Source organism: Pseudomonas sp. NBRC 111130 (assembly GCF_001320485.1).
Lineage (GTDB): Bacteria > Pseudomonadota > Gammaproteobacteria > Pseudomonadales > Pseudomonadaceae > Aquipseudomonas > Aquipseudomonas vlassakiae.
On the sequence record NZ_BCBG01000005.1, the window covers coordinates 80,215 to 103,616 of the forward strand.

Consider the following 23,402-nt stretch of genomic DNA (forward strand, 5'->3'; position numbering starts at 1 on the left):
AAACGGCGAAAGTCTTCCTCGGGTTAGCTAGTTTTTGAGGCTCACGAAGGGAGTTAGCCTGACATCACTCTCTGACCTGTAAAGGACAACCTCACATGAAAGCCGTAGTTTTCCAAGAAGCTGGTTTGCCAATCCAAAACGCTCGTTCCCTGTTCGAAACCGACCTGCCGAAGCCCACGCCAGGCGCTCGAGATCTGCTTGTCGAAGTGAAGGCGATTGCGGTGAACCCGGTAGATACGAAGGTGCGAGCTCGCAGTACCAGCCAAGAGATCCAAGTGCTGGGTTGGGATACCGTGGGTATCGTCCGTGAAGTAGGCAGCGACGTTTCATTGTTCAAAGTTGGTGACGAAGTATTTTACGCCGGCGCGATCGATCGCCCTGGTAGCTACAGCGAATTTCACTTGGTGGATGAGCGCATCGTCGGCCAAAAGCCACGTAGCCTGGACAATGCCAGTGCCGCAGCCTTGCCGCTGACCTCCATTACTGCCTGGGAGCTGTTGTTCGATCGACTGGGCGTCCAGGAAAACGGTGGTAAAGGACAAAGCCTGCTGGTCATCGGCGCCGGTGGTGGGGTTGGCTCGATCCTGGTCCAGCTGGCCCGCAAACTGACCCAACTCACCGTCATCGGTACAGCGTCGCGGCCAGAGACTCAGTCTTGGGTAAAAGAACTGGGTGCCCACCATGTGATTGATCATTCCGCCTCGATCCCGCTGCAGCTCGAAAATCTGAAACTCAACCCGGTCGACTACGTTATCAGCCTGACCCATACCGAAACCTACCTGGCCCAGATCGTTGAAGTGCTTCGCCCACAAGGCAAACTGGCGCTGATTGATGACCCAGCACAACTGGACGTCATGCCCCTCAAGCGCAAATCGCTTTCGCTGCATTGGGAACTGATGTTTACGCGTTCTCTGTATCAAACCGCCGACATGATCAAACAGCACGAGTTGCTGAACAGAATTTCCGAGTTGGTCGATAACGGCGTCATCAAGACCACCATTGGGGAACACTTCGGCAAAATCGGCTCAGATAACCTGAAGCGCGCCCATGCGCTCATCGAGAGTGGTAAAGCCAAAGGCAAGATCGTTCTCGAAGGCTTCTAACCCGCAGATACGCTCAAGGACAAGCATATGAAAGCTTTCTTCCAAGCCACTGGCCTGGCTGTCGCGGTCTCGCTCAGCGCAATGGCTATGGCCGATACAGCCACGGGCACAGGTAGCAACCCTGAACGTGTTTTCGCTTTCAATGGCGCCATGCCTACAGGCGTGACCGTCACCGAAACTGGTCGGATCTTCATCAACTTCCCTCGTTGGGGAGATGACGTTCCCTACACCGTGGCAGAGATCAAACAGGGCCACTTGGTTCCGTATCCAGACCTGAAAACGAATGTGGAAAACGCCAAGGATCCTGCCGCCGGGTTCATCAGCGTGCAGAGCGTCGTAGCTGACGGTCAAGGGCGTGTCTGGGTATTGGATACAGCCGCGCCCGCTTTCTCCGAGCCCAAGGCAGGTGGAGCCAAGCTGATCGCAATCGACTTGAACACCAACAAGATCGTGAAAACAGTTGTGTTCCCGCGTGACGTGATTCTGCCAACTACCTATGTGAATGACGTACGTTTTGATTTTCGCGTAGGCAAAGAAGGCACCGCTTACGTCACCGATTCGTCGGTAAAAGGGCCAGGCGGAATCATCGTCCTGGACCTGGCCAGCGGTACCGCAACGCGCCGCCTTAGCGGAGCCAAATCAACTTCCGTGGACCCTGAGTTCCGGCCAGTGATCGAAGGGAAACCAGCACTGATCACCCGCGACGCGCAAGGTAAATCAGGCCTACTGACCGTAGCCTCGGACGGCATCGCCCTGTCGAGCGATGGTAAGACGCTGTACTTCTGCCCGCTTTCGAGTCGACACCTGTATTCGGTTCCAACGGCTTTATTGCGAGACCCCAATGTAAGCGAAGCCGTGCTTGAACAAGCGGTTGTAGATCTCGGTGAAAAAGGCGCTTCCGACGGTCTTGAGGCTGATGCTAACGGTGCAGTCTATGCGGGGGATTATGAGCACAACTCCATCCATAAACGACTTGCCGATGGCACTTGGCAAACCGTGGTTGAGGATTCGCGGGTCCTTTGGCCGGATACCTTGTCGATCGGCCCAGACGGGTATCTGTATTTCACTGCCAACCAGCTGCACCGCTCTCCTGGCTTCAACGATGGCCAAGACAAACGGGTGAAGCCTTACAGCCTGATGCGCGTCAAGATCGACGCCAAGCCTGCGCCAACGCATTGATAAGGAAATGACATGCAAAAGCACATTCGCTTGGGCTACATCGACCTCAGCTTCCATGCCGCTAGCGCCGCGCTTGTGCAGCGCACACTAGAGCAACATGGTTACCTGGTGGAAGTCAGCACAGCTCCTCATGAGGAAATGTTCCGGTTGTACAGCGAAGGACAGGTAGAGATGCTTGTATCAGCATGGCTGCCAGACAGCCATGGAGCCTACCTCTCAGCTTGCAAGAAGCCGAGCACCTCCCTTGGAGTTCTTTACAACCCATACTGCATTTGGGGTGTGCCTGATTATGTACCGGAGGATCAGGTCGCTACGATTGCGGACCTGCTGAAGCCTGATGTTGCCCAGCGGATGAGCCGTCGTATTCAAGGTATCAACCCTGGTGCGGGCATCAGTCGCTTCTCGAAAGCCATGGTCACGCAATACGAGTTGGATGCCGAAGGCTACTTTTTTGCACAAGGCACCGAAGCTGATTGCTTCAATCGGTTTGAACAATCCTATGCAGAGCAGGAATGGTTCGTGGTGCCACTGTGGCATCCTCAATATTTGCACCATGCCTACAAAATCCGAGCTCTGGATGAACCGCTCGGGTTGTTGGGTGGTGAGGACCAAGCAACCCTCATTGCCGCCAGTGACGTTGTGGAGGAGATGCCGAAAGAACTGATTGAGGACCTAGCCTCGCTGCAACCTGGCAATGCCGCGATCAGCGAGCTTGATTTTCTTATCCGTCACAAAAAGCTTTCTGCGTTGGAAGCTGCAGACATTTGGCTCTCACGTCAGTCGGCACCGGCGCAAGCGTGAAGCAGTAGCGGGGCCCCGTGCCCCGCGACTGAGCCCTGACTAGCTTTCGAAACGCTTTGCTAGAAAAGCTCTAAGCGATTGGATGGCCGGCGTGAGCGATGTGCGATGGGCACATACCAGCTGAAGCGGTGCCGGCTGCCCATAGCTTTCCGGGAATAGCTCAACCAGGCGGCCGCTGCGAATATCCTCAGCAACATCGAGCCTGGACTTGTAAACGATCCCCAATCCGGCGACAGCCCAGCGTCGAACAATATCGGCATCATCGCTGATTCGATCACCTGTCACCTGAACCGTCCGTACTCCCTGTGGGAAATTGAAGCTCCAACGCTCGTAGGTTTGCTCGCCCATCACATATCTCAGGCAATTATGCCCGCTCAACGCTTCAGGAGATTCCGGCATACCATGACGCGCGAGATACGCCGGCGAGGCACAGACTGTTCTGCGGTTCATCGGCGCAAGTGCTAAGGACACCAGGCCCGAGTCACTCAACTGTCCGTACCTGATACTAGCGTCCAGATGTTCCCCCACCAGATCGGCCACCTGATCACTAACCCGCAATTGCAGGCGTATCAGGGGATGCGTTTGCTGAAACTCATCAAGCCATGGGAGCAACACATTCCTGCCGATATCAGATGGCATCGACAAGCGAATAGTGCCAGCGATCTCGTCACGGCCCTGGGTCAGCGCTACCTCGCCATTATCAAGCGCTTCCAAGGCTTGCCGCGCGTGCGGCAAGTAGCGCTCGCCATCATCGGATAATCTCAACCGACGCGTTGAGCGTACAAACAATCTCGCGCCCAAGTTGCTTTCCAGCCGCTGAATGGCACCGCTCGCCAAGGCGGGCGAGATGTCGAGCAAGCGCGCCGCGGCGGAGAAGCTACCCGCAGCGGCGGTCGATACGAAGACCTGCAGATCATCGATTCGTATGATTTTCTTCACTTTGACGAAATTCTTTACGTGATGGCGAGGTTTTTCAGCGTAATGGGAAAAATCATCATTGCCCAGCCCTTCAAACAGGAACTTGCAATGACCTTCCCTAAACGATTTGTACTAACAGCTCTGATGGCAGGCTTTATCGGTGTAGCTCACGCTGAGGTGCCACCAACCCTTCACGTGGTAGCCCAATCGGCCAATGCTGTATGGAATGCGGTGGCCGTGGACAGCGCCGGAAGCATGTACGTATCGGGCCCGAAATGGACTGGCTCGGCGGGGCCATCCGTATCCAAGCTAGATCAAGCTGGCCAGGCCCATCCGTTTCCAAATGAGCAATGGAATAGCAATGACGCGACCATTCCAGCCGAACAGCGCTTCGTCAATGTCAATGCCATGCGCGTTGATGACAATAGCCGGCTGTGGATTGTCGATGCAGGCGTAACTGACTTCGGCGGCAAAGTCATTCCAGGTGGTGCAAAGGTCGTGGTCGTTGACCTAAAAAGCGGCGAAGTGATCAAGGTCATCCCATTCGACAGCAGCATCGCTCAAGAACATAGCTACATCGACGATATCCGCCTCAATGGCAAGCATGCCTACCTGACGGACGCTGGCGTTCCTGGCATCGTTGTCTTGGACTTCGAAACCAACAAAGCCCGGCGCGTCTTAACGACCAGTCCTGCAGTACGCGCGCCCGAGAACCGCGACATTATCCTGAGCGGCAAAGTAGTCAGAGCGCCAGATGGGACAGCATTGAGGGTGCATTCCGATCCCCTTGAGGTATCCCCGGACGGGAAATGGCTCTACTTCGCACCGTTGGAAGGCCCTTGGCACAAGATTGAAACGCGCTGGTTGGATGATGCCAACTTGCCTGAAGTTGAACTCATCAAACATGTCGAGTTCTGGCGAGATCTACCGCCTGTCGGTGGGACAGTCATGGACAGCAAGGGCAATTTCTACTTCAGTGACCTAGCTGAAGATAGCGTCAAGCGAATCGCCACTGACGGGACCATTCAGACCATTGCGAAGGACACTCGCCTGCACTGGGTCGATGCACCTGCGTTCGACAACCAGGGCAGATTGTACTTGCCGGCAGCGCAAGTCGATCGAGTAGGCTTGTTCAACGATGGCGCATCGAAGGTCGAGCGACCACTGAGCGTCTATCGCATAGACCCTAAGTAACCTCATTACACCCGTTTCAGAGCTAATAGCTTGTCTATTGCGTGCTTTGAAACGGGTTATCGAAAAGTCTCCGCCAACCTTCTTGGTTTAGGTCCGGCGGGACCGCGAAGCTAACGCAGAGACCACGACTCCCAAAATCACCAGGCTCAGCCCGGCGATGAACATGGTGGAAACGCTCGCACCAAAAGCCAAGCAAGAAAAAACTGTCCCGACCAGGGGTACCCCAAGGGTGAAATTTGACATGCCAAAGGTCGAAATTCGCCGTCCGTACTCCGCAGAAATCACAAAGCAGGCCGATGTCGCAACCGGACCAATGAAGAACAATTCTTCCGCGAGTTTCCTATCCAGGACAATGGATGTCAGCGAGCCTTCGCTGACACAGGCTGCAATCGCCAACGGTATGGTGGCCAAGAGCATCTGCCAGGGAGCCAGGGCCAGGGGCGGGGTTACCCACCGATGACGCTTCACATGAAGAATAACAATCGCCCAGCTGACCGCTGCAAGGAGCAGGAAGATTGCTCCGAACACCGTGTCTTGACTCGTCCATTCGAGCTCTCCTGGTGAGCACACAGCCGCGACCCCCGACATCCCTACGACAAGCCCTGCGATCTGCAACCTGGAGGGCATTTCGCGAAACATGACCCAGGCTACAACTACACACCACAGCGGCGTTGTGTATGCCAAGAGAACAGCGCGGCTGGTGTCGACATGAACCATCGCCACCATACCGAGACCAGTAAAAGCCATCATCTGCAGCAAACCCACGCTCGCGATGATGGGCACATCCTCTTTAACGGGAAGCTTGAGCTGTCCTCTCGCGATCAAATAGGCAAAAAGACAGACCGCGGCACTGGCGAAACGAATGGTAGCCAGCCAGAGCGGAGGCACGCCCTGCAATGCAAGCTTAGTGACCGGCCAGCTACTTCCCCACAGAAGCACCATGACACCAAGCCAAACGTAAGTCGAAGATATTGCAAAGTTTTTGGTGCGACTTTTAAACACTTGCTGAGTTGAAGCGCTCATGGTGCCACCTCGTTGCAATCTAGTTACGTAGCATCATGATATTTTTGGGGAAGCGAAAAAACGTACCTATCTCTTCCTCAGAAGTAGAAATACCGGTACATTTCATTGAAAAGCTCTCATGCAGAGGAAAAATTTACCATGAGCCGCTCGAAGCTCGATGACGCTAGCCTGCGTATCCTTGATGCACTCCAAGAAAATGCCGAGTTGAGCAATGCCGAATTGGCTGACATTGTAGGGCTTTCAACTTCGCCGTGCTGGCGGCGAGTCTCGGAGATGAAGGAAAGTGGGGTCTTAAGAGGCGCCGTAACGCTAGTTGATCCTGCAGCGCTCGGCCTTGCAATAAACGTGTTTGTACACGTTTCGCTCAAGCTCCAGGACAAGCAGTCTCTAGAAGTATTTACTAACGCAATCAGGGAGCGCCCAGAGGTGATGGAGTGCTATTTGATGAGCGGCGAGGCGGATTTCATGTTGAGAGTGGTAAGCGAAGACCTGACAAAGTATCAGGCACTACTGCTTGACTGCTTAACCACGATACCCGTTGTGGCAAGCATCAAGTCGAGTTTCGCACTTAGCCAAGTTAAATATACGACTGCGCTGCCCACGAATCATTTGAGAGGGCGCGCTTCGGGAGGCAACAGCTGATAGTCATCATTAACTCACTCCTCAACTGAGGAGTGAAAGGAAATTTCTGATTGGCTGAGCTTGCTCGTGCCGCCTGCTCACCAAGCCTAACCAAGACACTTCCTCCAGACCATTAACAGGTCGGAAGGTAACACCAGGCAGGCTCACGGCGGCCGCTGCCGATTTCGGCACGATGGAGACACCCTGGCCCAGCGCCACCAGAGCCAATACCGCGACTAAGCTCCCCGGCTGGGGGCCAAGCTTAGGGACGAACCCGCCCAAACTGCCGGCTGTGATCGTCCCAGAGACCTGCTCTGGCAGTATGAACAACTCATCCCCCAGATCACCAGGATCGATGCTATGACGAGAGTTGAGCGGATGCGAGTAAAGTAACGCAAGGACATAACCTTCTTCATCTAGATGCGCGACCTTCAACTCAGCAGGAAGTACCATGGGCGCACGCACGTAGGCGAGATCAATACGCCCCTCCGCCAGTAGCCGAGGGAGCTCTACCATAGGATATTCGCGCAGGGACAACTGCACACCCGGGAAGGCCTTCTTGAACGTTGTCGTATGCCTCTGCAATGCTCCGTTGAACACTGCCGAGGCAACATAACCTATTTCAATATGCCCATTTTCACCCCGCCCGGCGCGTTGAGCTTGTTCTTGAGCGATATCAAATCGATAGACAACATCACGCGCCTCTGTAAGCAATGCTTTACCCGCTTCGGTTAAAGTCGCTTGACGCTGTGCTCGAACGAAAAGTTGAACCCCTAGCTCTTCCTCCATTTCCTTGATCTGTCGACTCAACGTCGGGACGGCGATATTCAGGCGAAATGCGGCCCTAGTAAAATGATTGGCTTCAGCTACCGCCAAAAAATACTTAAAATGTCTGATTTCCACTACTTTGTGTCTCGCCTAGGAACCGAACCAGTTCGAAACCAAACTTAGCCATTACGTTAGCTTAAAGCTCATGGCAAACCGTTCCCCAGCCAGAAGTTTGGGTTTACAACAGACTCTACCTGTACAGTAGAAGCAGCTGGAGCCAAGCGGTAAACCTGAACAGTCGCTTTGCCATCGATAGCTGCGCTCAAGTCTTTAAACCCCTCGCCGAGTGTATGTTGAGTCAGCGCATCATCATTTTCCCACAGCTCAAGCATGGTCCAGTGGCCTTGAGTGTCCATGTTTTCAAACAGACGATAATGAAGACATCCGTGCTCTGACTGCGTAGCGTCGACAGCTGTTAGCAGGGCGCTGTGAACCTCTGCTACTGATGATGGATCTGCGGTGATATGCGCTACAACGGTAATCGTACTGGTCATGGCGAGCACTCAGATGGTTGATGCCTTAGCTTGATCACTTCCATTGGTACGTGAAACCCAAAGGATAGTGAAACAGTTTCAACAAACTGACGAAAGTCCCGGAAACAGCTCTAGCGCGGGCCGGCGCACAACCATCACAGCAACGTTAGTTTTTAGCTAACGAAATCGTTCATGGATGATCGATCTTGATCGATTACTGCCAGATAAAATCGAGGGCCGCCACTCCAGGAATGCGAAAATTGGCTAGCGAACCGACCTACAAACATCCAGGCTTGATCCTCGCAACGGCATCCGCGGTCTGTGCGCTTATCATCCTCGACACGAACATTGTCGCAGTGAGCTTACCGACCATTGCTCGCGAGCTGAATGCCACCCTAACCGATATTGAGTGGGTGGTAAGCGCGTACCTACTGAGCTTCGCAGCTCTTTTGCTGCCTGCAGGAAGCCTGGCCGACAGGTTCGGTCGAAAACGAACGCTTCAGATTGGTTTGACAATCTTCGCCGTGGCATCGGCTGCCTGTGCAGCTGCTCCGACTTTGTTGCTCCTGGATGTAGCCCGCGCTTTCAAGGGTGTAGGAGCAGCCCTACTCCTAACGTCTGCACTGGCAAGCATCGGCCATTGCTTCCCCAACGAACCAGCTCGTGCCAAAGCCTGGGCATTTTGGGGAACCACAATGGGGATTGTCATTACTAGCGCTCCGCTCCTTGGCGGACTCATCACCACCACGATTGGATGGCGATGGATTTTCTGGCTGAACGTTCCGGTGAGCTTGTTGCTCATGTGTGCAGTGCATCGCCTGATCCCAGAGTCTGGCAACAAACAGGCGTCACGACTTGATCCAGTTGGAGCCTTGCTGTTCAGCACCTCCTTGGCTTGCATCATGTGGGGCCTCATTGAAGCCAACCGCGCGGGGTGGCAATCAACAGCAACTACCCTGCGCTTGGCTGCGGGACTACTGCTGATGGTGCTGTTCGTAATGTTCGAGAAGCGTCATCCACGCCCCATGGTCGACTTCGACCTGATGAAGCATGCCCGGTTTAACGCTGCGCTGCTGGGCATGTTTTCGTATGCCGCGTGCGCGCAAGTCATGATGACCCTCCTGCCATTTTACCTGCAGGCTGGCCTAGGCTTTTCGGCCATAAACTCGGGTCTCGGGATGCTTCCATTTGCTCTGGCCATGTTCCTGATGCCGCGGGTAGGTGCCTATTTGCCGAAGAACATTCACCCCGCCACGATCATGAGCATAGGCCTGCTGCTGGTGGGCCTGGGTAACGTTCTTTGCGCCATGGTAGCCACCTCTGGTAGCTATCTGCTCTTCGCGATGGCAAGCACGGTTCTTGGTGCCGGTGCTGGGTTGTTGAACGGCGACACTCAGAAAAACATCATGGCTTGTATCCCTCCAGACCGCCTAGGCATGGGTTCAGGCATGAGCACAACAATGCGATTCTCGGCCATCAGTCTTGCCATTGGGGTCTATGGCGCACTGCTCGTAGTGTTCACGAGGGATGCACTCCAGGACTCGCTCAGAACGATAGCCCCTCAACTGTCCTTTGAAGCAGAAAGGCTTGCGTTGAGCACCGCAGCGGGTGATCTGCACAGTGCCTTGGAAACCATCCCGGAAGCATCCAAGGCAGTTGTCCGCGGCGCTGCTGAACTTGCTTTCTTGCAAGGCTTTTCCCAGATGCTATTCGTGGCCGGAGTTCTGGGAATGTTTGCTGCGTTGATCGTTGGCATCTATCTACGCCGGCCGCTACCAAAGCCTGGCGCCATGCCAACTCTGAACATGAAACCTAACCACTGATTCCAATCATCAACTCCGACAGATGAATTCTCGACCAAGAGCAAAAGGCCTATCAAAAATGATCCGGAGACTGACCGTGGTTGCTGCAGCTCTTGCCGCTTCCGGCGTGCTTGCAGAACCGACCACAGCCCCTTCTACAAAACCGACGCTTAGCTTAGCGGAAGCCAAGCAGCTATCTGCTGCGGCCCAGGCCTATGCCGCCCAGCATGGATGGCCGTGTTCCATCGCAATCGTTGACGACGGTGGATGGCCGATCCTCACCGCAAGAATGGATGGTGCACCAGTAGTAGCCGGGATAGAACTGGCCCAAGGAAAGGCAAAGGACAGCGGCAATCTTCAGGTGCTCTTCAGGTGACTTGGAAACCAGTGTGAATAGCGGCCGGGCGGCAGCGATCACCTCAGGTTTCGTCATGATGAAGGGAGGTCTACCCGTTAAATCCAATGGAGTCGTCGTGGGTGCTATCGGCGTTAGCGGCGACACGCCTGAGCATGACATCAGAATCGCCATGGCCGCTCTAGAGCAGTGAAAGTTGGCGTTCCCCACGGGCGAAAGCGGCTCTGTGCCGCTGTAGTCGCAGGTTCCTAAGCCCAGAGGCACGAAAGCCGGCTCACATTTCAATCAAAGTGACTTGCATAATGAAAGTTACAGTGGAATAGTGATTTCATCCATCCGGTCACGCTCGGGGCGAAACATGAAAAAAGCCAGCTTCCAGTCGATGCCATGCCCAGTGGCACGCGCACTCGAACTCATCGGCGATGGTTGGAGCCTGTTGGTGCTCAGGGACGCGTTTTACGGACTGCGTCGCTTCGACGAGTTCCAGCACAGCCTGGGAATTGCCAGCAACACGCTAACCCGACGACTGAACGATCTGGTCGCCGCGGGCTTGATGGAGCGCCGGGCTTATCAAAACAATCCACCCCGCTTTGAGTACCTTCTAACGGAAGCGGGGCGCGATCTTCGCCCGGTAATCCTGACCTTGATGATGTGGGGTGCCAAACATGCCGAGGGTTCGAAAAAGGTCTATCTGGCCGATGTAGAAACTGGCGAGCCTGTCGCTCTGACGTTGATGGACAGCAACACGGGTAAGTCGATAACCGTGGAGGACCACCGTCTGCATATCGCGCCGGATGCAGATCCCTTGACTCATTGGCGCGTGGAGGCCGGTGAAGGTTATCGACACGAGAAGCTTTGGGTCAGCCCTTTCCCGCAATCAACATCGACCAGGAGCGAACAGCAATGAACGCTTCCGTCGATTCCCCTATCGAGAGCGCGCAGGCCGCGGCCCCCACTCGCGTGAGACCAAAACTCAGCAAAAAGCTGCTTAAGCTGGCCGCCTTGCTGTTTGTCATTGCTGTAGCAATAGCGTACTTGTTCCATTGGTGGACGATAGGCCGCTTCCTTCAAAGCACGGACGATGCCTACGTCGGCGCGGACGTGACAGTGATCAGTGCAAAGGTACCGGGCTACATCAAGGACGTAGCTGTGGCGGACAACCAATTCGTCAAAGCCGGCGATCTGCTGGTGCGTATCGATGCCAGCGATTTCAGAGCTGCTCTGGCAAAGGCCGACGGTGCAGTTGCAGCACAGCGTGCCAGCCTGGCCAATTTGAATGCCACGGAACAGCTCCAGCACTCATTGATCAGCCAAGCCAAGGCGCAGCTTCAGGCGCGCCAAGCGGAAACTGAACGAGCTCTGCAGGACAAAGCCCGGGCTCAAGTCCTGCTGAACAGCCATGCGGTTTCACTGGAGAATGCTCAGCATGCTGATGCCATCTGGAAGACAGCTCAGGCCGAGCAGAACCATGCCGCAGCCGGCGTAGTGGCTGCGCAGCAGCAACTCATTGTCATCGAGACCCAACGTGAGCAGGCCAGAGCTGCTCTGGTACAGGCTGAGGCGGCCCGCGAGCAGGCCCAACTGGATGTTGACTACACCGAATTACGCTCGCCTGTAGATGGTTACATCGGCAATCGCAGGGCCAAAGTGGGAGCCTATGCCGCAGCCGGCAGCCAGGTGGTATCGGTGGTACCTGCCCGAGGTTTGTGGGTGGATGCCAATTTCAAGGAAGATCAGCTATCAAGCTTGCAGGTTGGACAGCCGGCACGCATCCAGGCCGATATTCTACCTGGACGAGTGTTCCATGGACGTGTTGAGAGCATTGCCCCCGCCACTGGGGCGCAGTTCAGCATCCTTCCACCAGAAAACGCGACTGGCAACTTCACCAAAATCGTTCAACGTGTACCGGTAAGAATTCTTCTTCAGGATAGCGATGCAGAGTTCGGTGTACTGCGTCCCGGGTTGTCGGTGATCACCGAAGTCGACACCAACGCCAACAGCTTCGCACCTGCGGCGGCTGATTCCGGACGCGAATCAGCAGGCTCCCTGTGAGTAGCGGGCTGCCAGCGTTAAGCACGCCACAAAAGGTCGCCGCCTTCGCGTGCATGTGCGTAGGTATGTTCATTGCTTTGATTGACATCCAGATAGTCTCGGCCTCGCTCAAGGATATTGGCGGAGGCCTATCGGCAGGTGCGGATGACACGGCGTGGTTACAGACGGCTTACCTGATCGCAGAGATCATCGTCATCCCGCTCTCAGGGTGGTTGTCCCAAGTGATGAGCACTCGCTGGCTGTTCGCCGCTTCGGCAGCCGGTTTCACGATTACCAGCCTTTTGTGCGCTCTGGCTTGGGACATCCAAAGCATGATCGTCTTTAGAGCCCTGCAAGGTTTTTTGGGCGGTTCGATGATCCCGCTGGTATTCACCACGGCGTTCATTTACTTCACAGGTAAGCAGCGGGTGATCGCCGCCTCAGTGATTGGAGCGGTGGCATCATTGGCTCCCACTCTCGGGCCTGCGGTGGGAGGCTGGATTACCGACGCCCTCTCGTGGCATTGGCTCTTTTACCTAAATTTGCTTCCGGGCATCTTCGTCACCATCGCCGTTCCGTTGCTGGTCAATGTGGACCGCCCCAATCCAGGCTTGTTGAAAGGCGCCGATTATGTGGGAATTGTGTTGATGGCACTGTCCCTCGGATGCCTCGAATACACGCTCGAAGAAGGCGCACGATGGAATTGGTTTAGTGATCGCACCATTCTGTTAACGTCCTGGATTGCTTGCATCAGCGGTGCCTTGTTTGTATGGCGTTGCCTGACAATCCAGGCTCCGATCGTTGACCTGCGAGCGCTACGGGATCGGAACTTCGCTTTGGGGTGCTTGTTCTCCTTCATCACAGGGATAGGGATTTTCGCTACGGTCTATCTGACCCCTTTGTTCCTTGGGCGGGTCCGCGGTTATGACGCGCTGGATATTGGACTGGCATTTTTTTCCACAGGCGTGTTTCAGCTACTGGCTATCCCCGTATACGCCTTTCTGGCTAATCGAATTGACCTTCGTTGGGTAATGATGCTGGGACTCGCGCTTTTCGCCGTATCAATGTGGGACTTCTCACCCATCACTAATGATTGGGGGGCGAAGGAACTGTTGCTACCGCAAGCCATTCGCGGCTTCGCTCAGCAAATGACCGTGCCGCCCACTGTAACGTTGACGCTTGGAGCGCTGCCGCCCGCACGGCTTAAGCTCGCCGCAGGACTATTCAACCTGATGAGAAATCTGGGAGGCGCAATCGGCATTGCGGCCTGCGCGACCATTCTCAACGACCGGACGAATCTTCATTTCCTGCGTCTTGCGGAGCACCTGAACGTACGCAATGAAAACTTGAACATCTGGCTGGAACAGCTTCAGGAAAATGCTCAGGCTTATGGCCAGAACAGCTTTGATGCCAACCCGTACGTACTGCACCAACTCTGGGCGCTGACATGGCGTGAAGCCCAAACGATGTCATACGCCGACGCGTTTTTGGCAATCATGCTTTGCTTCATTGTCGCGGTCGCTCTCGTACCACTCATGCGCAAAATCGCCCCACCAGCTCAACCGTCAGCAGATCATTGAAACGCAGGTCGGTAAAGGGCTGCATAGCAGCCCTAGCGGCTTAATGCTTGGTTGGCAGCCAGTTGAGGAGAAAATCAGTGACTACTTGTGGATTCTCCAGGCTGGAGATGTGGCCGGCGCCAGGTATTTGTGCTGCTAAACAACTGATGATGCGCGCCATGAGATTTGATTCTTCTGGCGGACGAGGTATGTCCTGATCGCCACAAAGAACGATCGTTCGATCGCTCGCCAGGTTGGCAATTGCCGATAGAAGATCTGGCCGTCCGAAAATTACTCGTCCCATTGGATCAAGGCTATCGCGAATGCGCTCGGCGCTGCTGGCCTTGAGGGATACCCGAAAATCCTCGCGAACATCCGGCACCGTCTCTCCGCCTGCGTGGAAGAAGAGCGGTACAACAACATCTAGCAAGGAGTCGGGAAAGACACCCGCCGCACTGGCAGCATCCAGCAATCCGAAGTATTTCAATCGAGTTTCTTCGGGCTCTGCACCAAGAAAGGTATCCATCAATACCAGGCGGTCGACGCGCTCGGGATGCTCAAGGGCCAACTGAGCGCCCCACATGCCACCGACTGACAAGCCAACCAGGTGACATTGTTCGATTTCCAGGGCATCAAGGAGGGCGACGTGCTGACGAACCAAAGAGCTCATGTCTACTGTTTGAGTAGGCGGAGCGTCCGAGTAGCCGTGCCCTCAGAGCTCCGGGACGATCACCCGAAAATGTTGGGAAAGAGCCTTGATCTGGGGCTGCCACTTGTCAGCAGACCAGAGAAAGCTATGGCCAAGTACAACCGGAAAACCTTGGCCTACCTCAACGTAGCTCATCTTGGCACCGTCTACTTCAATGAATCGTCTATGTTTTCAGACACTCTGGGAGGTCGGATTTATCGACAAAGCGGTGTGCTGACCTACCTGAGATGATTGGACAAGAACCTGAGCCGAAAGCGAAAGAGCTCGTGCAGCTTCGCCAATAGCATGGTCATCAAGGGAGTCGAATAGATCCCGCCACCAAACGAGCGACACGCCGCTCAATGCAAATTGGAGATGATCATGAAAAAATTCATTGTTGCACTCGCCTTAGTGACCCCGGCCGCTTTCGCGGTAGCACAAGACAACAATCCGGACGCAGACGCTCACCAGTACCGCTACGGTGACGTGATTGACGTGGATAAAATAATCTCGCAAGACGTTGTGGTTCAGTCCGAAACTTCACAGGCGCTGGAAACGGTGAAGCTGGTGTACCGTGATCACGCGGGGGTAGAGCACGACCTTTACTACAAACGCGTCGCTGAAACGCATCAAGACAGCTGATATGCAATTTGGTGACTGGCCCGGCGCAATGCGCCGGGCCAACCGCGAAGTCAACCCACATCCTTGGCCAGCCTAGCCTCCACTTCACCCAGCTTTCGCTCTCGCCGATATTGTCCTGGTGTCTGTCCCAGAACATCCTTGAATACTTTGCTGAATGACGCCTGCGTTTGGTAACCCACCTCCAAAGCGATATCGCTTAAACCAGAGTCCGTCTTTGCCAGCAGCAAACAGGCAATTTCCATCCTGATCCGGACCAGTAAGGTACCCGGCGGACAACCTGCTATGCGCGTAAAGGTCCTCATAAAGCTGGCTCGCGACATGTTGGCCATTTCTGCCATGCGCTCAACGGTCCAGGCATCTGAGGGATCCTCTAACAACGCATGCCATACCTTGGAAAGACGGCGGTCTGCCAGAAGACCAATGCTGCTTTCAATAGGAGGGCTGGTATCCAGCCATGACCGTAGAACCATTGTGAATAGTGCGGTGGTAAGGGCATCGACTATGGAACGAGCTCCATGATGGTTGGCTTCGGCTTCGCTACGAATCAGCCCAATCATTGCAGAGAGCGCAGAAGCGGCCTGTGTTGAGCTCAAGCTGACATGGATGTACTCAGGAAGCGCTGCAAATAGTGACGAACCTGGCTGGTAGAGAAACCTGCCGCATAGCAAATCCAAGGGCTCGCCTTCGCCTTTTAATCGATGCATAGGTAAAAGCCCCTCGCGAACGACTACAGGACGATTTGGCTGATCGACACCCGAATCACTTTGAAGCAAGTGGTCGGTTCCGTGGGGGAGCAACAGGATGTCTCCAGCGTTGAGCTCAATAAGGCTGTGGTCAGGCAAACGTAATTGGCAGCGACCTGATAGGACGATGTGGTAGCGAGCAGTACCGAGCTCATCCGGCTGATGGTCAATCGACCAACGTCCCGCAAAATGGCAACGCAGATCCATGCTGCCACGCACATCGGCAAGCGTGATGAGTTTGTCCAACGTCGTCATGGTCATCTCTTCAGTAGGCTATCCTGGCGCAATTTAAACCAACCCAAGGAAAAGCGCAGTCGCTAGAGGCGATGATTTGAGACGATTGGCAAAAAGGCGGAGCGTATCCGGCAAAAGCGCGAAGCGGGATCTTCTTAGGATGGACTCATCTTGAAACCACAAGGAATACCATCATGACTCCCTATCAACTGCTGGTCACTGCAAGCCGCCTGGATAAGCTTGGAATTCATCTCGTACGCTTTGGCGTGGCCATTGTTTTCCTGTGGATTGGTGCGTTGAAATTCGTGCCCTACGAGGCTGACAGCATCACTCCATTTGTGGCAAACAGCCCGTTCTTCTCGTTCCTCTACGCACACCCAGAGGCCTATCGCGAGCACTTCACGCATGAAGGCCAGCTCGATCTGGCGCAGCGTGCTTGGCAAGTTGCAAACCATACCTATGCCTTCTCCAATGGACTGGGCGTGGTCGAGATCAGCATAGGGCTGTTGGTATTGGCTTACCTTATCTCACCGAAGCTGGGACTCGCGGGAGCTGTGCTCGCTTTCCTCACACCCCTCGTGACGCTGTCGTTCCTGATCACAACGCCTGAAGCGTGGGTAGCGAATCTAGGAGATGCTCAATTCGGCTTCCCATACCTTTCTGGAGCTGGACGCCTAGTCTTGAAGGATGTGTTGATGCTGGCAGGAAGCGTGTTGATGATTGCTGACTCTGCTAAGCAGCTAATAAATGACACCAGCCTGATCAACCTGGAGAATAAGAGATTGAGTGCTTAGGTAGCCCTCCCGGCCCCGAGTCAGCGCTGCGCGCAATCGAGGAAAGGGTATCCATGGGTCGATCGCGGTCAGTAGTGACCGGGTGCTTTCGACCCAATGCAGACGGTGAGCCGAACAGCAATTTTTGTGGGAAGGCAAGCTGATTGGGCTGCACTATCGTGCAGGGCACTGGTGCTGGCGCTCCCGCAGAATGCGCATCGCGCTCACGAAACCAGTTAATGTTCAGCGTCGGCCAGGTCGAAAGCAGCCGTTCTGTTGATAACCCTTCCGGCCCTGGCTTCGCGCCTGAGCCACTGACACCCGCCAACGGGCGGAGGAGCCCACCCATGCGAATACTGTTCATGTGCACGGCCAACAGCTGCCGCAGCATCCTTTCCGAGGCCATGTTCAATCACCTGGCGCCTCTCGGCTTTGAAGCCGTCAGTTCCGGCAGTTTTCCGAAGGGCCACGTATTACCTCGCAGCCTGACCACCTTGCAGCATGCCGGCATCTCGACCGATGGGCTGAGCAGCAAAGGCAATGACGCATTCGAAGGCAGCCCTCCGGATATCGTCATCACCGTTTGCGACAAGGCTGCCGGAGAAGCGTGCCCGGTGTATTTCGGCCCGGCGTTGAAAACGCACTGGGGGCTAGAGGATCCGTCCGTTGTCGTAGGTGACGAAGCGTCGGTCGACGCTGCATTCCACGCCACGCTGGCCCGCATCGAAGCACGCTGCCAGGCCTTCTTTGCACTGCCTTTCACTCACCTCGACCGTGAGCAGCTCAAGCGTGAGCTGGATCGCATCGGCACGCTTTGAGCAGCGTCTCATGGCCGGGCAACTGCCTGATCTCGACCTCGCGCTATTCGTCATGCCGCCAGCGGCAAACTACTCCAGCGAACACAACTCGTGAACGCGGGCCAGCACAGCCTTGGCCTTGTCCAGCGCCATGCGCGCCCGCTGCTCACCACTGATGCCCTGCTCCAGCAACTGCCGGGTAGGGATTTCCAGGCTCAATGGCAGTGTTGCCGGCAAGCCACGCAACAGCCCGACCAGGTCGGCGTCGCCCTCCCCTGGGAAGCGCCGTTCATTGCGCGCCTGGTGCAGGATCTCGTCCATCTCGGCCGGCACCGGGCCGGCGACGTCGCACAACTGGGCATAACGCATGCGCTGCGCCGGTAGCGTCGCCAGGTCGTCCAGCGAGGAACGCGAGCGGTTGAAGTGGAAGGCATCGACCAGCACGCAGCCATTGGCCCGCTCGGCATTGGCCACGACGCGCATGGCCTGGCGCAGGTCGCGCACGTCGGTCCAGGGCATGAACTCCAGGTGCGGGTGGATGCCGTAGCCGCCCGCCAGATCGCAGAGTTCGGCAAAGCGCGCGGTGAGGCGCGCTTCATCCGGATCGTTGCCGGCCACCAGCAGCTCGGTGCCGCCCAGTTCGGCGCCGACCGCCAGGATCGGTTCGAAATCGGCCACGCACGTGTTCGCCTTGAGGCGGAGGATTTCCAGATCGAGCACCTTGATGCCGGTGTCGCGCAGGCGCGCCTGGGTCTGCCGGCGCAGGGTGGGGTCAGCCACCAGCGGGAAGTGCTGTTCCTGCTCGGTGGCCGGCACCAGGCGCAGGCCGACATGGCTGTAACCGGCGCGGGCGGCGGCTTCCACCATGTCTGGCGGCGACAGTTCGAGCACCGTCAGGGCGGCAAGGGAAAAGATTCGGTCGGTCATGTCATTCACCAAAGGTCGGGAAATCAGGCGATCAGTTCGGGCGCGCAGGCCCGGCCCGTTTCGGCGGCCTGGCGGATCGCTTCGATCAGGGCCAGGGTACGGCCAGCGTCGGCTGCGTCGATCAAGGGCGCTTCGCTGCCCTGGACCACGCGGATGAAGTGTTGCAGTTGCAAGGTCAACGCCTCGCCTGCCGGGATGGCCTCCTCGCTCTGCAGCAACGGTGTGTGCCAGCCGGAACCGGCCTCAGCGTAGTGCCAGCGCTTGAGCTGCGGAATGCTCAGCGCCCCCTTGGTGCCCGCCAGCAGGTAGCAGGGCTGACCGTCCTGGCGCGGGTAGATCGGGCTCTCGCCGGAATCCAGCTCCCAGCTCCACGGCGCGGCGACCGCGTCGGAACCGGTCAGGCTACCCAGTGTGCCGTTGGCGAACTGCAACAGCACCGCCGCGCTGTCTTCGTTGGCGAAGCCGCGCACGTCGTTGCGGGTGAATGCCTGCACCTGCACCACCTCGCCGCACAGGTCGCGCAGCAGGTCGAGGTCGTGAATCAGGTTGGTGAGCAGAAAGCCCGCCCCCGGCTCGCGGCGCCAAGGCGTGTCGAAGTAGCTTTCGGGCTTCTGCAGCTGCCACAACGCGGTGACGTTGATCAGCCGCCCCAGTTTGCCATCGGCGATAACCTGGCGGGCCTTGGCGATCAGCGGGTTATGGCGCCGATGATGGCCCACCAGCACCGGCACGCCACGACGGCGCGAGGCTTCGACCAACGCACGCACTTCGTCCAGGTGCACGCCCACTGGTTTTTCCAGCAGCACCGGTACGCCAGCCTCGACGCAATCCAGGGCGGTGGCCACGTGCAAGTTGTTGGGGTTGGCGACGATCACCGCATCGGGGCGGGCCTGGTCGAGCATCTGCCGGTGATCGGCGAAGCAGGCTACCCCGCATTCTGCGGCAAACGCCTCGGTCTGCGGGCCCGGGTCTGCCACGGCACACAGCCGGGCGGCTTGCGGCAGCCTGAGCAGATGCTGGTAATGCTGGCGGCCCATGATGCCGGCACCGATCAGGGCGATGCGTAGGGGTGCGTTCAACGTGCTGTCCTCTTGTCTTTATTGTGCTACCGATTGTGAAACAGAGTTCCAGAATCGACATCAGCACACTGTAGAACCAAGTTCAGCTTTTCAGAACGACCTGTCACACAGACTGTGCGATTACCGACCAGAAACGCATCTCAGGCGAATAATTCGCTCGCTCGACTGGCCGCTGACAGCTCTTCTGCTGCCGCCAGCAACAACGGCGCCAATTCTGCCAAGCGGGTTTGCGCCAGACGGGCGCTAGGGCCGGCAATGCTGAGCACGCCTATGACCTCGTCGCTTTGCGGGCGTCGCACTACGGCGGCAAGGGCCGATGTGCCGATGGCCGAGGTCTGCTCGACCCAGGCATAGCCGCGCTCGCGGGCGCGGTGCAGGTAGGCCAGCAGGTCATCGGTGGAGCGCGGCGCGTTGGGGCCGAACTGGGCAGGGTCGGCAATGCCTTGGCGCAACACCATCTGCAGCGCTTCTTCATCGCTCAGGCTGGCCAGCCAGGCATGCCCGGAGGCGGTGTAGAACAAGGGCGCGTCACGCCCCATGTCCGGGTCGTAGCGCAAACCGGAACGGGCCCCTTGGGACTTGGCGATCCAGGTCTGGCGATGGCCCTCGATCACCCCCAGGCGTACCAGCTCGCCGCTGTCCTGGGCCAGGCGATCGAGAATGGGCTGGATGATGTCCGCACCGCTGCTGGACAGGTAGCGAAAGCCCATCGCCACCAGCTTGGCGGACAATTGATAGCGGCTGTTGTCGCGGTTCTGGCGCACGTAGCCCAGGCGCACCAGTTCGGTAAGCATGCGGTGGGCCGCACTCTTGGGGATGTCCAGGCGCTCGGCCAGGGTTTGCAGCGGCAGGCCGTGCGGCTCGCCGGTAAGGCTTTCTACAAGACTGAAGGCGCGTTCGATCTGACTACCAGCCATGACACATATTCCTGAAAATTTGCCCGATTCTAGAAGATGATTCCATGCCCTCAACATTCAACGCAGCCTGCTTGCATTGAAGTGTCCGGTTATCGACCAGTTATTGGCACCCGGCCTTGCAGTGCTGAGGCCTGCAAAGGAACATTGTGGAACCATGTTCCAATAATAATGCAGGAGATACCGCAATGCCCGCCGAACCCTTCCCAAGCGACTGCGACGTACTGGTCATAGGCTCCGGTGCGGCCGGCCTGGCAGCGGCAGTCACGGCCGCCTGGCACGGGCAGAAGGTCATCCTGGTGGAAAAAGACGCTGTGCTCGGCGGTGCCACCGCCTGGTCCGGTGGCTGGGCCTGGGTGCCGCGCAACCCGCTGGCGCGGCGCGCCGGGATCATCGAGGACATCGAGCAGCCGCGCGCCTACCTGCGCCACGAACTGGGCAGCCACTACGATGCCGAGCGCGTCGACGCCTTCCTCGAAGCCTGCCCGCACATGGTCGCCTTCTTCGAACGGCACACAGCCCTGCAGTTCGCCGACGGCAATGGCATCCCCGACATGCACGGCGACACGCCCGGCGCCGCGCTCGGTGGCCACCAGGTGATTGCCGCGCCATACGATGCCCGCCAGCTGGGCGCACTGCTGCCGCGCCTGCGCAAGACCCTGCGCGAAACCTCGTTCATGGGCATGCCGATCATGGCCGGTGCCGACCTTGCCGCCTTCCTCAACATGACCCGCTCGCCGCGCGCCTTGCTGCATGTGGGCAAACGCTTCGCCTGCCACCTCTACCACCTGGCCCGCCATGGCCGGGCGATGCACCTGGTCAACGGGGTGGCGCTGGTGGCACGACTGGCCAAGTCGGCGGACGACTTGGGCGTGCGGATGATCGAGTCGACCGCAGCCCAGGGCCTGCTGATGGAGGACGGCAAGGTGCAGGGGGCCTTGGTTGCCACCGCGCAAGGCGAGCGGGCGATCCGTGCCAAGGCCGTCGTGCTGGCGGCAGGCGGCTTCCCCAACGATACGGCCAGGCGCCGGCAGCTGTTCCCGCGCGATGCCAGCGGCCACGACAACCTCGCCCTGCCCCCGCAGTCCTGCTCCGGCGATGGCCTGCGCCTGGGTGAGTCGGCCGGTGGCGTGGTGGCCACCGACCTCAAGTCGCCAGTGGCCTGGGCGCCGGTGTCGAAAGTGCCGCACCGCGACGGCAGCGTCGGCCACTTCCCGCATATCATCGAACGCGGCAAACCGGGCATCATCGGTGTGCTCGCCAACGGCAAGCGCTTCGTCAACGAGGCGCACGGCTATTACGACTATGTATCGGCCATGGTTGCCGCCGTGCCGCAGGGCCAGGAAGTCTGCTCATGGCTGATCTGCGACCACCGCTTCCTGCGCCGCTACGGCCTCGGCCATGCGCGCCCGGCGCCCCTGCCAGTAGGGCCGCATCTACGCAGCGGCTACCTGAAACGCGGCACCACCCTGGCGCAACTGGCCCAGGTTTGCGGCATCGACACCGCAGGGCTGGCCGCCACGGTCGCCGAATTCAACCGGCATGCGCGCCAAGGCCAGGACCCAGCCTTCGGCCGTGGCTCGACGCCGTTCAACCGCAAACAGGGCGACCCGTTGCACAAAGGGCCGAACCCCTGCGTAGCGCCTATCGAGCATGGGCCGTTCTACGCGGTGAAGGTACAACCTGGCTGCTTCGGCACCTTCGCCGGCCTGCGCACCGACGGCCACGCCCGCGTGCTGAACGACGCCGGCGAGCCAATCAGCGGCCTGTACGCGGCCGGTACCGACATGGCCAGCGTGTTCGGCGGCTGGTACCCGTCTGGCGGCATCAACCTCGGGCCGGCGCTGACCTTCGGCTATGTCGCCGCGCGGCATATCAGCGGCGTCACGGCATACGAATAACGGCAGCGGTTGGCAAACCATGGACATTGGCGGGGTTTGCCACTCACACTTGGCCAGCGCCAAAAAGAGTGCCCACCGACCTTACCCGAGGAGGACGACCGCCCTTGAACAAGAACACCGAGCCCTCACGCGGCTGGCTCGCGAGTAAACTGCTCGCCGATGGCCAGGAACCGGACCCGCGCTTCACCCTGGCCAACGAGCGCACCTTCCTGGCCTGGATCAGGACCGCGCTGGCGTTGCTGGCCAGCGGCATCGCCGTGGACATGTTCACCGCCGAAATCTTCAGCGCCGGCACCCGCCGCCTGCTGGCAGTGGCGTTGATCAGCCTGGCCCTGCTGCTGAGCTTGCCGGCCTTCGTCCGCTGGCTCAATGTGGAGCGGGCGATGCGCCAGAAGCGCCCGCTGCCGTTCCCACTGATCGCCCCTGCGCTGTCGATTGGCGTGTCACTGGTGATGGCGTTCTTTGCCTACGCGGTGTTCTTCCATGCCTGACCCGCAACTGGCCAACGTCGATGAGGGGTTGCAGCCAGAGCGCACGCTGCTGGCGTGGCGCCGGACCATCCTGGCGATGGTCGTGTGCAGTTGTTTCTTCCTGCGCTGGGTGCCGCACCATCGCTGGCTGGCGGTGGCACCGGCGGTGCTTTGCCTGCTGGCGGCCGGCGCCGCCTGGCTGCGTTTGCGGCGCAGCTACCTGCGCAATGTGACTGGCCTGCAAGCCGAGACCATTGCCTCTGGCATCACCGTGAACCTGTTGCTGGCGGTATGCGTTACCGCCCTGTGCGCCGTCGAGCTGGCCGCGATCCTGGCCTGGTGAGTCA

23 protein-coding genes and 2 pseudogenes are annotated in these 23,402 nt (G+C 57.8%); 16 read left to right on the forward strand and 9 right to left on the reverse strand.

Features of this window, described 5'->3' with window-relative positions; genetic code table 11:
* Nucleotides 1-95: 95 nt before the first annotated feature.
* Genes APH33_RS03660 through APH33_RS03670 form a run of 3 tightly spaced genes read left to right on the forward strand, consistent with a single transcriptional unit; the run spans nucleotide 96 to nucleotide 3,083 of the window.
* Nucleotides 96-1,103: a zinc-binding alcohol dehydrogenase family protein gene (locus APH33_RS03660; RefSeq protein WP_054883839.1), complete on the forward strand. Its 1,008-nt coding sequence runs from the start codon at nucleotides 96-98 to the stop codon at nucleotides 1,101-1,103.
* A gap of 27 nt (nucleotides 1,104-1,130) precedes the next feature.
* Nucleotides 1,131-2,282 carry an L-dopachrome tautomerase-related protein gene (locus APH33_RS03665; RefSeq protein WP_054883840.1) on the forward strand — a complete coding sequence of 384 codons (1,152 nt, stop codon included), beginning with the start codon at nucleotides 1,131-1,133 and terminating at the stop codon, nucleotides 2,280-2,282.
* Between the two features lie 12 nt (nucleotides 2,283-2,294).
* Nucleotides 2,295-3,083, forward strand: coding sequence for a glycine betaine ABC transporter substrate-binding protein (locus APH33_RS03670; RefSeq protein ID WP_054883841.1), 789 nt, complete (start codon nucleotides 2,295-2,297; stop codon nucleotides 3,081-3,083).
* A gap of 39 nt (nucleotides 3,084-3,122) precedes the next feature.
* On the opposite strand, the gene APH33_RS03675 is transcribed toward APH33_RS03670, so the two are convergent.
* On the reverse strand, nucleotides 3,123-4,013 hold the full coding sequence (locus tag APH33_RS03675; protein WP_054883876.1) for a LysR family transcriptional regulator: 891 nt from the start codon (nucleotides 4,011-4,013) through the stop codon (nucleotides 3,123-3,125).
* Between the two features lie 51 nt (nucleotides 4,014-4,064).
* Between APH33_RS03675 and APH33_RS03680 the strand changes: the two genes are divergently transcribed.
* Nucleotides 4,065-5,195: an L-dopachrome tautomerase-related protein gene (locus tag APH33_RS03680; RefSeq protein ID WP_218187122.1), complete on the forward strand. Its 1,131-nt coding sequence runs from the start codon at nucleotides 4,065-4,067 to the stop codon at nucleotides 5,193-5,195.
* 87 nt (nucleotides 5,196-5,282) lie between these two features.
* Here APH33_RS03680 and APH33_RS03685 read toward each other — a convergent pair whose 3' ends face one another.
* Nucleotides 5,283-6,218, reverse strand: coding sequence for a DMT family transporter (locus APH33_RS03685; protein ID WP_054883842.1), 936 nt, complete (start codon nucleotides 6,216-6,218; stop codon nucleotides 5,283-5,285).
* A 138-nt stretch (nucleotides 6,219-6,356) separates the two neighbouring features.
* Here APH33_RS03685 and APH33_RS03690 point away from each other — a divergent pair, with 138 nt between their 5' ends.
* The gene (locus APH33_RS03690; protein WP_054883843.1) at nucleotides 6,357-6,860 is read left to right on the forward strand and encodes an Lrp/AsnC family transcriptional regulator; all 504 of its coding nucleotides are present in this window, start codon (nucleotides 6,357-6,359) and stop codon (nucleotides 6,858-6,860) included.
* Between the two features lie 21 nt (nucleotides 6,861-6,881).
* Here the strand turns inward: APH33_RS03690 and APH33_RS03695 are convergent, their stop codons facing one another.
* Nucleotides 6,882-7,742, reverse strand: a complete 861-nt coding sequence (locus tag APH33_RS03695; RefSeq protein ID WP_054883844.1) for a LysR family transcriptional regulator — start codon at nucleotides 7,740-7,742, stop codon at nucleotides 6,882-6,884.
* Between the two features lie 68 nt (nucleotides 7,743-7,810).
* A complete protein-coding gene (locus APH33_RS26300) occupies nucleotides 7,811-8,161 on the reverse strand; it encodes a putative quinol monooxygenase (RefSeq protein ID WP_156351886.1) in 351 nt (116 codons plus the stop codon).
* Between the two features lie 239 nt (nucleotides 8,162-8,400).
* Between APH33_RS26300 and APH33_RS03700 the strand changes: the two genes are divergently transcribed.
* The 5 genes and pseudogenes from APH33_RS03700 (at nucleotide 8,401) to APH33_RS03720 (ending at nucleotide 13,908) form a co-directional block, all read left to right on the forward strand.
* Nucleotides 8,401-9,963 carry an MFS transporter gene (locus tag APH33_RS03700; RefSeq protein WP_256218585.1) on the forward strand — a complete coding sequence of 521 codons (1,563 nt, stop codon included), beginning with the start codon at nucleotides 8,401-8,403 and terminating at the stop codon, nucleotides 9,961-9,963.
* Between the two features lie 58 nt (nucleotides 9,964-10,021).
* Nucleotides 10,022-10,490, forward strand: a pseudogene (locus tag APH33_RS03705) (heme-binding protein).
* Nucleotides 10,491-10,655: 165 nt separating this feature from the next.
* Nucleotides 10,656-11,204, forward strand: coding sequence for a helix-turn-helix domain-containing protein (locus APH33_RS03710; protein WP_054883845.1), 549 nt, complete (start codon nucleotides 10,656-10,658; stop codon nucleotides 11,202-11,204).
* Nucleotides 11,201-12,349: an HlyD family secretion protein gene (locus APH33_RS03715; RefSeq protein WP_054883846.1), complete on the forward strand. Its 1,149-nt coding sequence runs from the start codon at nucleotides 11,201-11,203 to the stop codon at nucleotides 12,347-12,349. Before APH33_RS03710 ends, APH33_RS03715 begins: the two co-directional genes overlap by 4 nt.
* A gap of 53 nt (nucleotides 12,350-12,402) precedes the next feature.
* The gene (locus APH33_RS03720; protein WP_082433437.1) at nucleotides 12,403-13,908 is read left to right on the forward strand and encodes a DHA2 family efflux MFS transporter permease subunit; all 1,506 of its coding nucleotides are present in this window, start codon (nucleotides 12,403-12,405) and stop codon (nucleotides 13,906-13,908) included.
* 40 nt (nucleotides 13,909-13,948) lie between these two features.
* Here the strand turns inward: APH33_RS03720 and APH33_RS03725 are convergent.
* A pseudogene (locus APH33_RS03725) lies at nucleotides 13,949-14,731 on the reverse strand (alpha/beta fold hydrolase).
* 225 nt (nucleotides 14,732-14,956) lie between these two features.
* Between APH33_RS03725 and APH33_RS03730 the strand changes: the two are divergent.
* Nucleotides 14,957-15,217: a DUF2790 domain-containing protein gene (locus tag APH33_RS03730; RefSeq protein ID WP_177332342.1), complete on the forward strand. Its 261-nt coding sequence runs from the start codon at nucleotides 14,957-14,959 to the stop codon at nucleotides 15,215-15,217.
* A gap of 50 nt (nucleotides 15,218-15,267) precedes the next feature.
* Here APH33_RS03730 and APH33_RS03735 read toward each other — a convergent pair whose 3' ends face one another.
* Nucleotides 15,268-16,215 carry an AraC family transcriptional regulator gene (locus APH33_RS03735; RefSeq protein WP_054883879.1) on the reverse strand — a complete coding sequence of 316 codons (948 nt, stop codon included), beginning with the start codon at nucleotides 16,213-16,215 and terminating at the stop codon, nucleotides 15,268-15,270.
* 173 nt (nucleotides 16,216-16,388) lie between these two features.
* Between APH33_RS03735 and rclC the strand changes: the two genes are divergently transcribed.
* Together rclC and APH33_RS03745 are read left to right on the forward strand one after the other, a co-directional pair.
* Nucleotides 16,389-16,988 (forward strand): reactive chlorine resistance membrane protein RclC, encoded by a 600-nt coding sequence (rclC, locus tag APH33_RS03740; RefSeq protein ID WP_054883849.1) that lies wholly within the window; start codon nucleotides 16,389-16,391, stop codon nucleotides 16,986-16,988.
* A 326-nt stretch (nucleotides 16,989-17,314) separates the two neighbouring features.
* A complete protein-coding gene (locus tag APH33_RS03745; RefSeq protein WP_054883850.1) occupies nucleotides 17,315-17,785 on the forward strand; it encodes an arsenate reductase ArsC in 471 nt (156 codons plus the stop codon).
* Between the two features lie 69 nt (nucleotides 17,786-17,854).
* Here APH33_RS03745 and APH33_RS03750 read toward each other — a convergent pair whose 3' ends face one another.
* The 3 genes from APH33_RS03750 to APH33_RS03760 form a co-directional block, all read right to left on the reverse strand.
* Entirely contained in the window at nucleotides 17,855-18,691 is an 837-nt protein-coding gene (locus APH33_RS03750; protein ID WP_054883851.1) for a sugar phosphate isomerase/epimerase, read from the reverse strand.
* Nucleotides 18,692-18,714: 23 nt separating this feature from the next.
* Entirely contained in the window at nucleotides 18,715-19,770 is a 1,056-nt protein-coding gene (locus APH33_RS03755) for a Gfo/Idh/MocA family protein (RefSeq protein ID WP_082433433.1), read from the reverse strand.
* Between the two features lie 140 nt (nucleotides 19,771-19,910).
* On the reverse strand, nucleotides 19,911-20,687 hold the full coding sequence (locus APH33_RS03760; protein ID WP_054883852.1) for an IclR family transcriptional regulator: 777 nt from the start codon (nucleotides 20,685-20,687) through the stop codon (nucleotides 19,911-19,913).
* Between the two features lie 185 nt (nucleotides 20,688-20,872).
* On the opposite strand from APH33_RS03760, the gene APH33_RS03765 reads away from it, so the two are divergent.
* From APH33_RS03765 to APH33_RS03775, 3 genes are all read left to right on the forward strand, one after another.
* Nucleotides 20,873-22,585 carry an FAD-dependent oxidoreductase gene (locus APH33_RS03765; RefSeq protein ID WP_054883853.1) on the forward strand — a complete coding sequence of 571 codons (1,713 nt, stop codon included), beginning with the start codon at nucleotides 20,873-20,875 and terminating at the stop codon, nucleotides 22,583-22,585.
* A gap of 104 nt (nucleotides 22,586-22,689) precedes the next feature.
* Nucleotides 22,690-23,076: a YidH family protein gene (locus APH33_RS03770; RefSeq protein WP_082433435.1), complete on the forward strand. Its 387-nt coding sequence runs from the start codon at nucleotides 22,690-22,692 to the stop codon at nucleotides 23,074-23,076.
* On the forward strand, nucleotides 23,069-23,398 hold the full coding sequence (locus tag APH33_RS03775; RefSeq protein WP_054883855.1) for a DUF202 domain-containing protein: 330 nt from the start codon (nucleotides 23,069-23,071) through the stop codon (nucleotides 23,396-23,398). Before APH33_RS03770 ends, APH33_RS03775 begins: the two co-directional genes overlap by 8 nt.
* The last annotated feature ends 4 nt before the right edge of the window (nucleotides 23,399-23,402 follow it).

What these genes read in the sequence shown, in the direction of transcription:
- APH33_RS03710 (WP_054883845.1), top strand. Translation starts at nt 10,656, where the DNA reads ATGAAAAAAGCCAGCTTCCAGTCGATGCCATGCCCAGTGGCACGCGCA.
- APH33_RS03775 (WP_054883855.1), top strand. Translation starts at nt 23,069, where the DNA reads ATGCCTGACCCGCAACTGGCCAACGTCGATGAGGGGTTGCAGCCAGAG.
- APH33_RS03730 (WP_177332342.1), top strand. Translation starts at nt 14,957, where the DNA reads ATGAAAAAATTCATTGTTGCACTCGCCTTAGTGACCCCGGCCGCTTTC.
- APH33_RS03680 (WP_218187122.1), top strand. Translation starts at nt 4,065, where the DNA reads ATGGGAAAAATCATCATTGCCCAGCCCTTCAAACAGGAACTTGCAATG.
- rclC (WP_054883849.1), top strand. Translation starts at nt 16,389, where the DNA reads ATGACTCCCTATCAACTGCTGGTCACTGCAAGCCGCCTGGATAAGCTT.
- APH33_RS03745 (WP_054883850.1), top strand. Translation starts at nt 17,315, where the DNA reads ATGCGAATACTGTTCATGTGCACGGCCAACAGCTGCCGCAGCATCCTT.
- APH33_RS03760 (WP_054883852.1), bottom strand. Translation starts at nt 20,687, where the DNA reads ATGGCTGGTAGTCAGATCGAACGCGCCTTCAGTCTTGTAGAAAGCCTT.
- APH33_RS26300 (WP_156351886.1), bottom strand. Translation starts at nt 8,161, where the DNA reads ATGACCAGTACGATTACCGTTGTAGCGCATATCACCGCAGATCCATCA.
- APH33_RS03720 (WP_082433437.1), top strand. Translation starts at nt 12,403, where the DNA reads ATGTGCGTAGGTATGTTCATTGCTTTGATTGACATCCAGATAGTCTCG.
- APH33_RS03685 (WP_054883842.1), bottom strand. Translation starts at nt 6,218, where the DNA reads ATGAGCGCTTCAACTCAGCAAGTGTTTAAAAGTCGCACCAAAAACTTT.
- APH33_RS03660 (WP_054883839.1), top strand. Translation starts at nt 96, where the DNA reads ATGAAAGCCGTAGTTTTCCAAGAAGCTGGTTTGCCAATCCAAAACGCT.
- APH33_RS03690 (WP_054883843.1), top strand. Translation starts at nt 6,357, where the DNA reads ATGAGCCGCTCGAAGCTCGATGACGCTAGCCTGCGTATCCTTGATGCA.
- APH33_RS03750 (WP_054883851.1), bottom strand. Translation starts at nt 18,691, where the DNA reads ATGACCGACCGAATCTTTTCCCTTGCCGCCCTGACGGTGCTCGAACTG.
- APH33_RS03715 (WP_054883846.1), top strand. Translation starts at nt 11,201, where the DNA reads ATGAACGCTTCCGTCGATTCCCCTATCGAGAGCGCGCAGGCCGCGGCC.
- APH33_RS03735 (WP_054883879.1), bottom strand. Translation starts at nt 16,215, where the DNA reads ATGACGACGTTGGACAAACTCATCACGCTTGCCGATGTGCGTGGCAGC.
- APH33_RS03765 (WP_054883853.1), top strand. Translation starts at nt 20,873, where the DNA reads ATGCCCGCCGAACCCTTCCCAAGCGACTGCGACGTACTGGTCATAGGC.
- APH33_RS03665 (WP_054883840.1), top strand. Translation starts at nt 1,131, where the DNA reads ATGAAAGCTTTCTTCCAAGCCACTGGCCTGGCTGTCGCGGTCTCGCTC.
- APH33_RS03670 (WP_054883841.1), top strand. Translation starts at nt 2,295, where the DNA reads ATGCAAAAGCACATTCGCTTGGGCTACATCGACCTCAGCTTCCATGCC.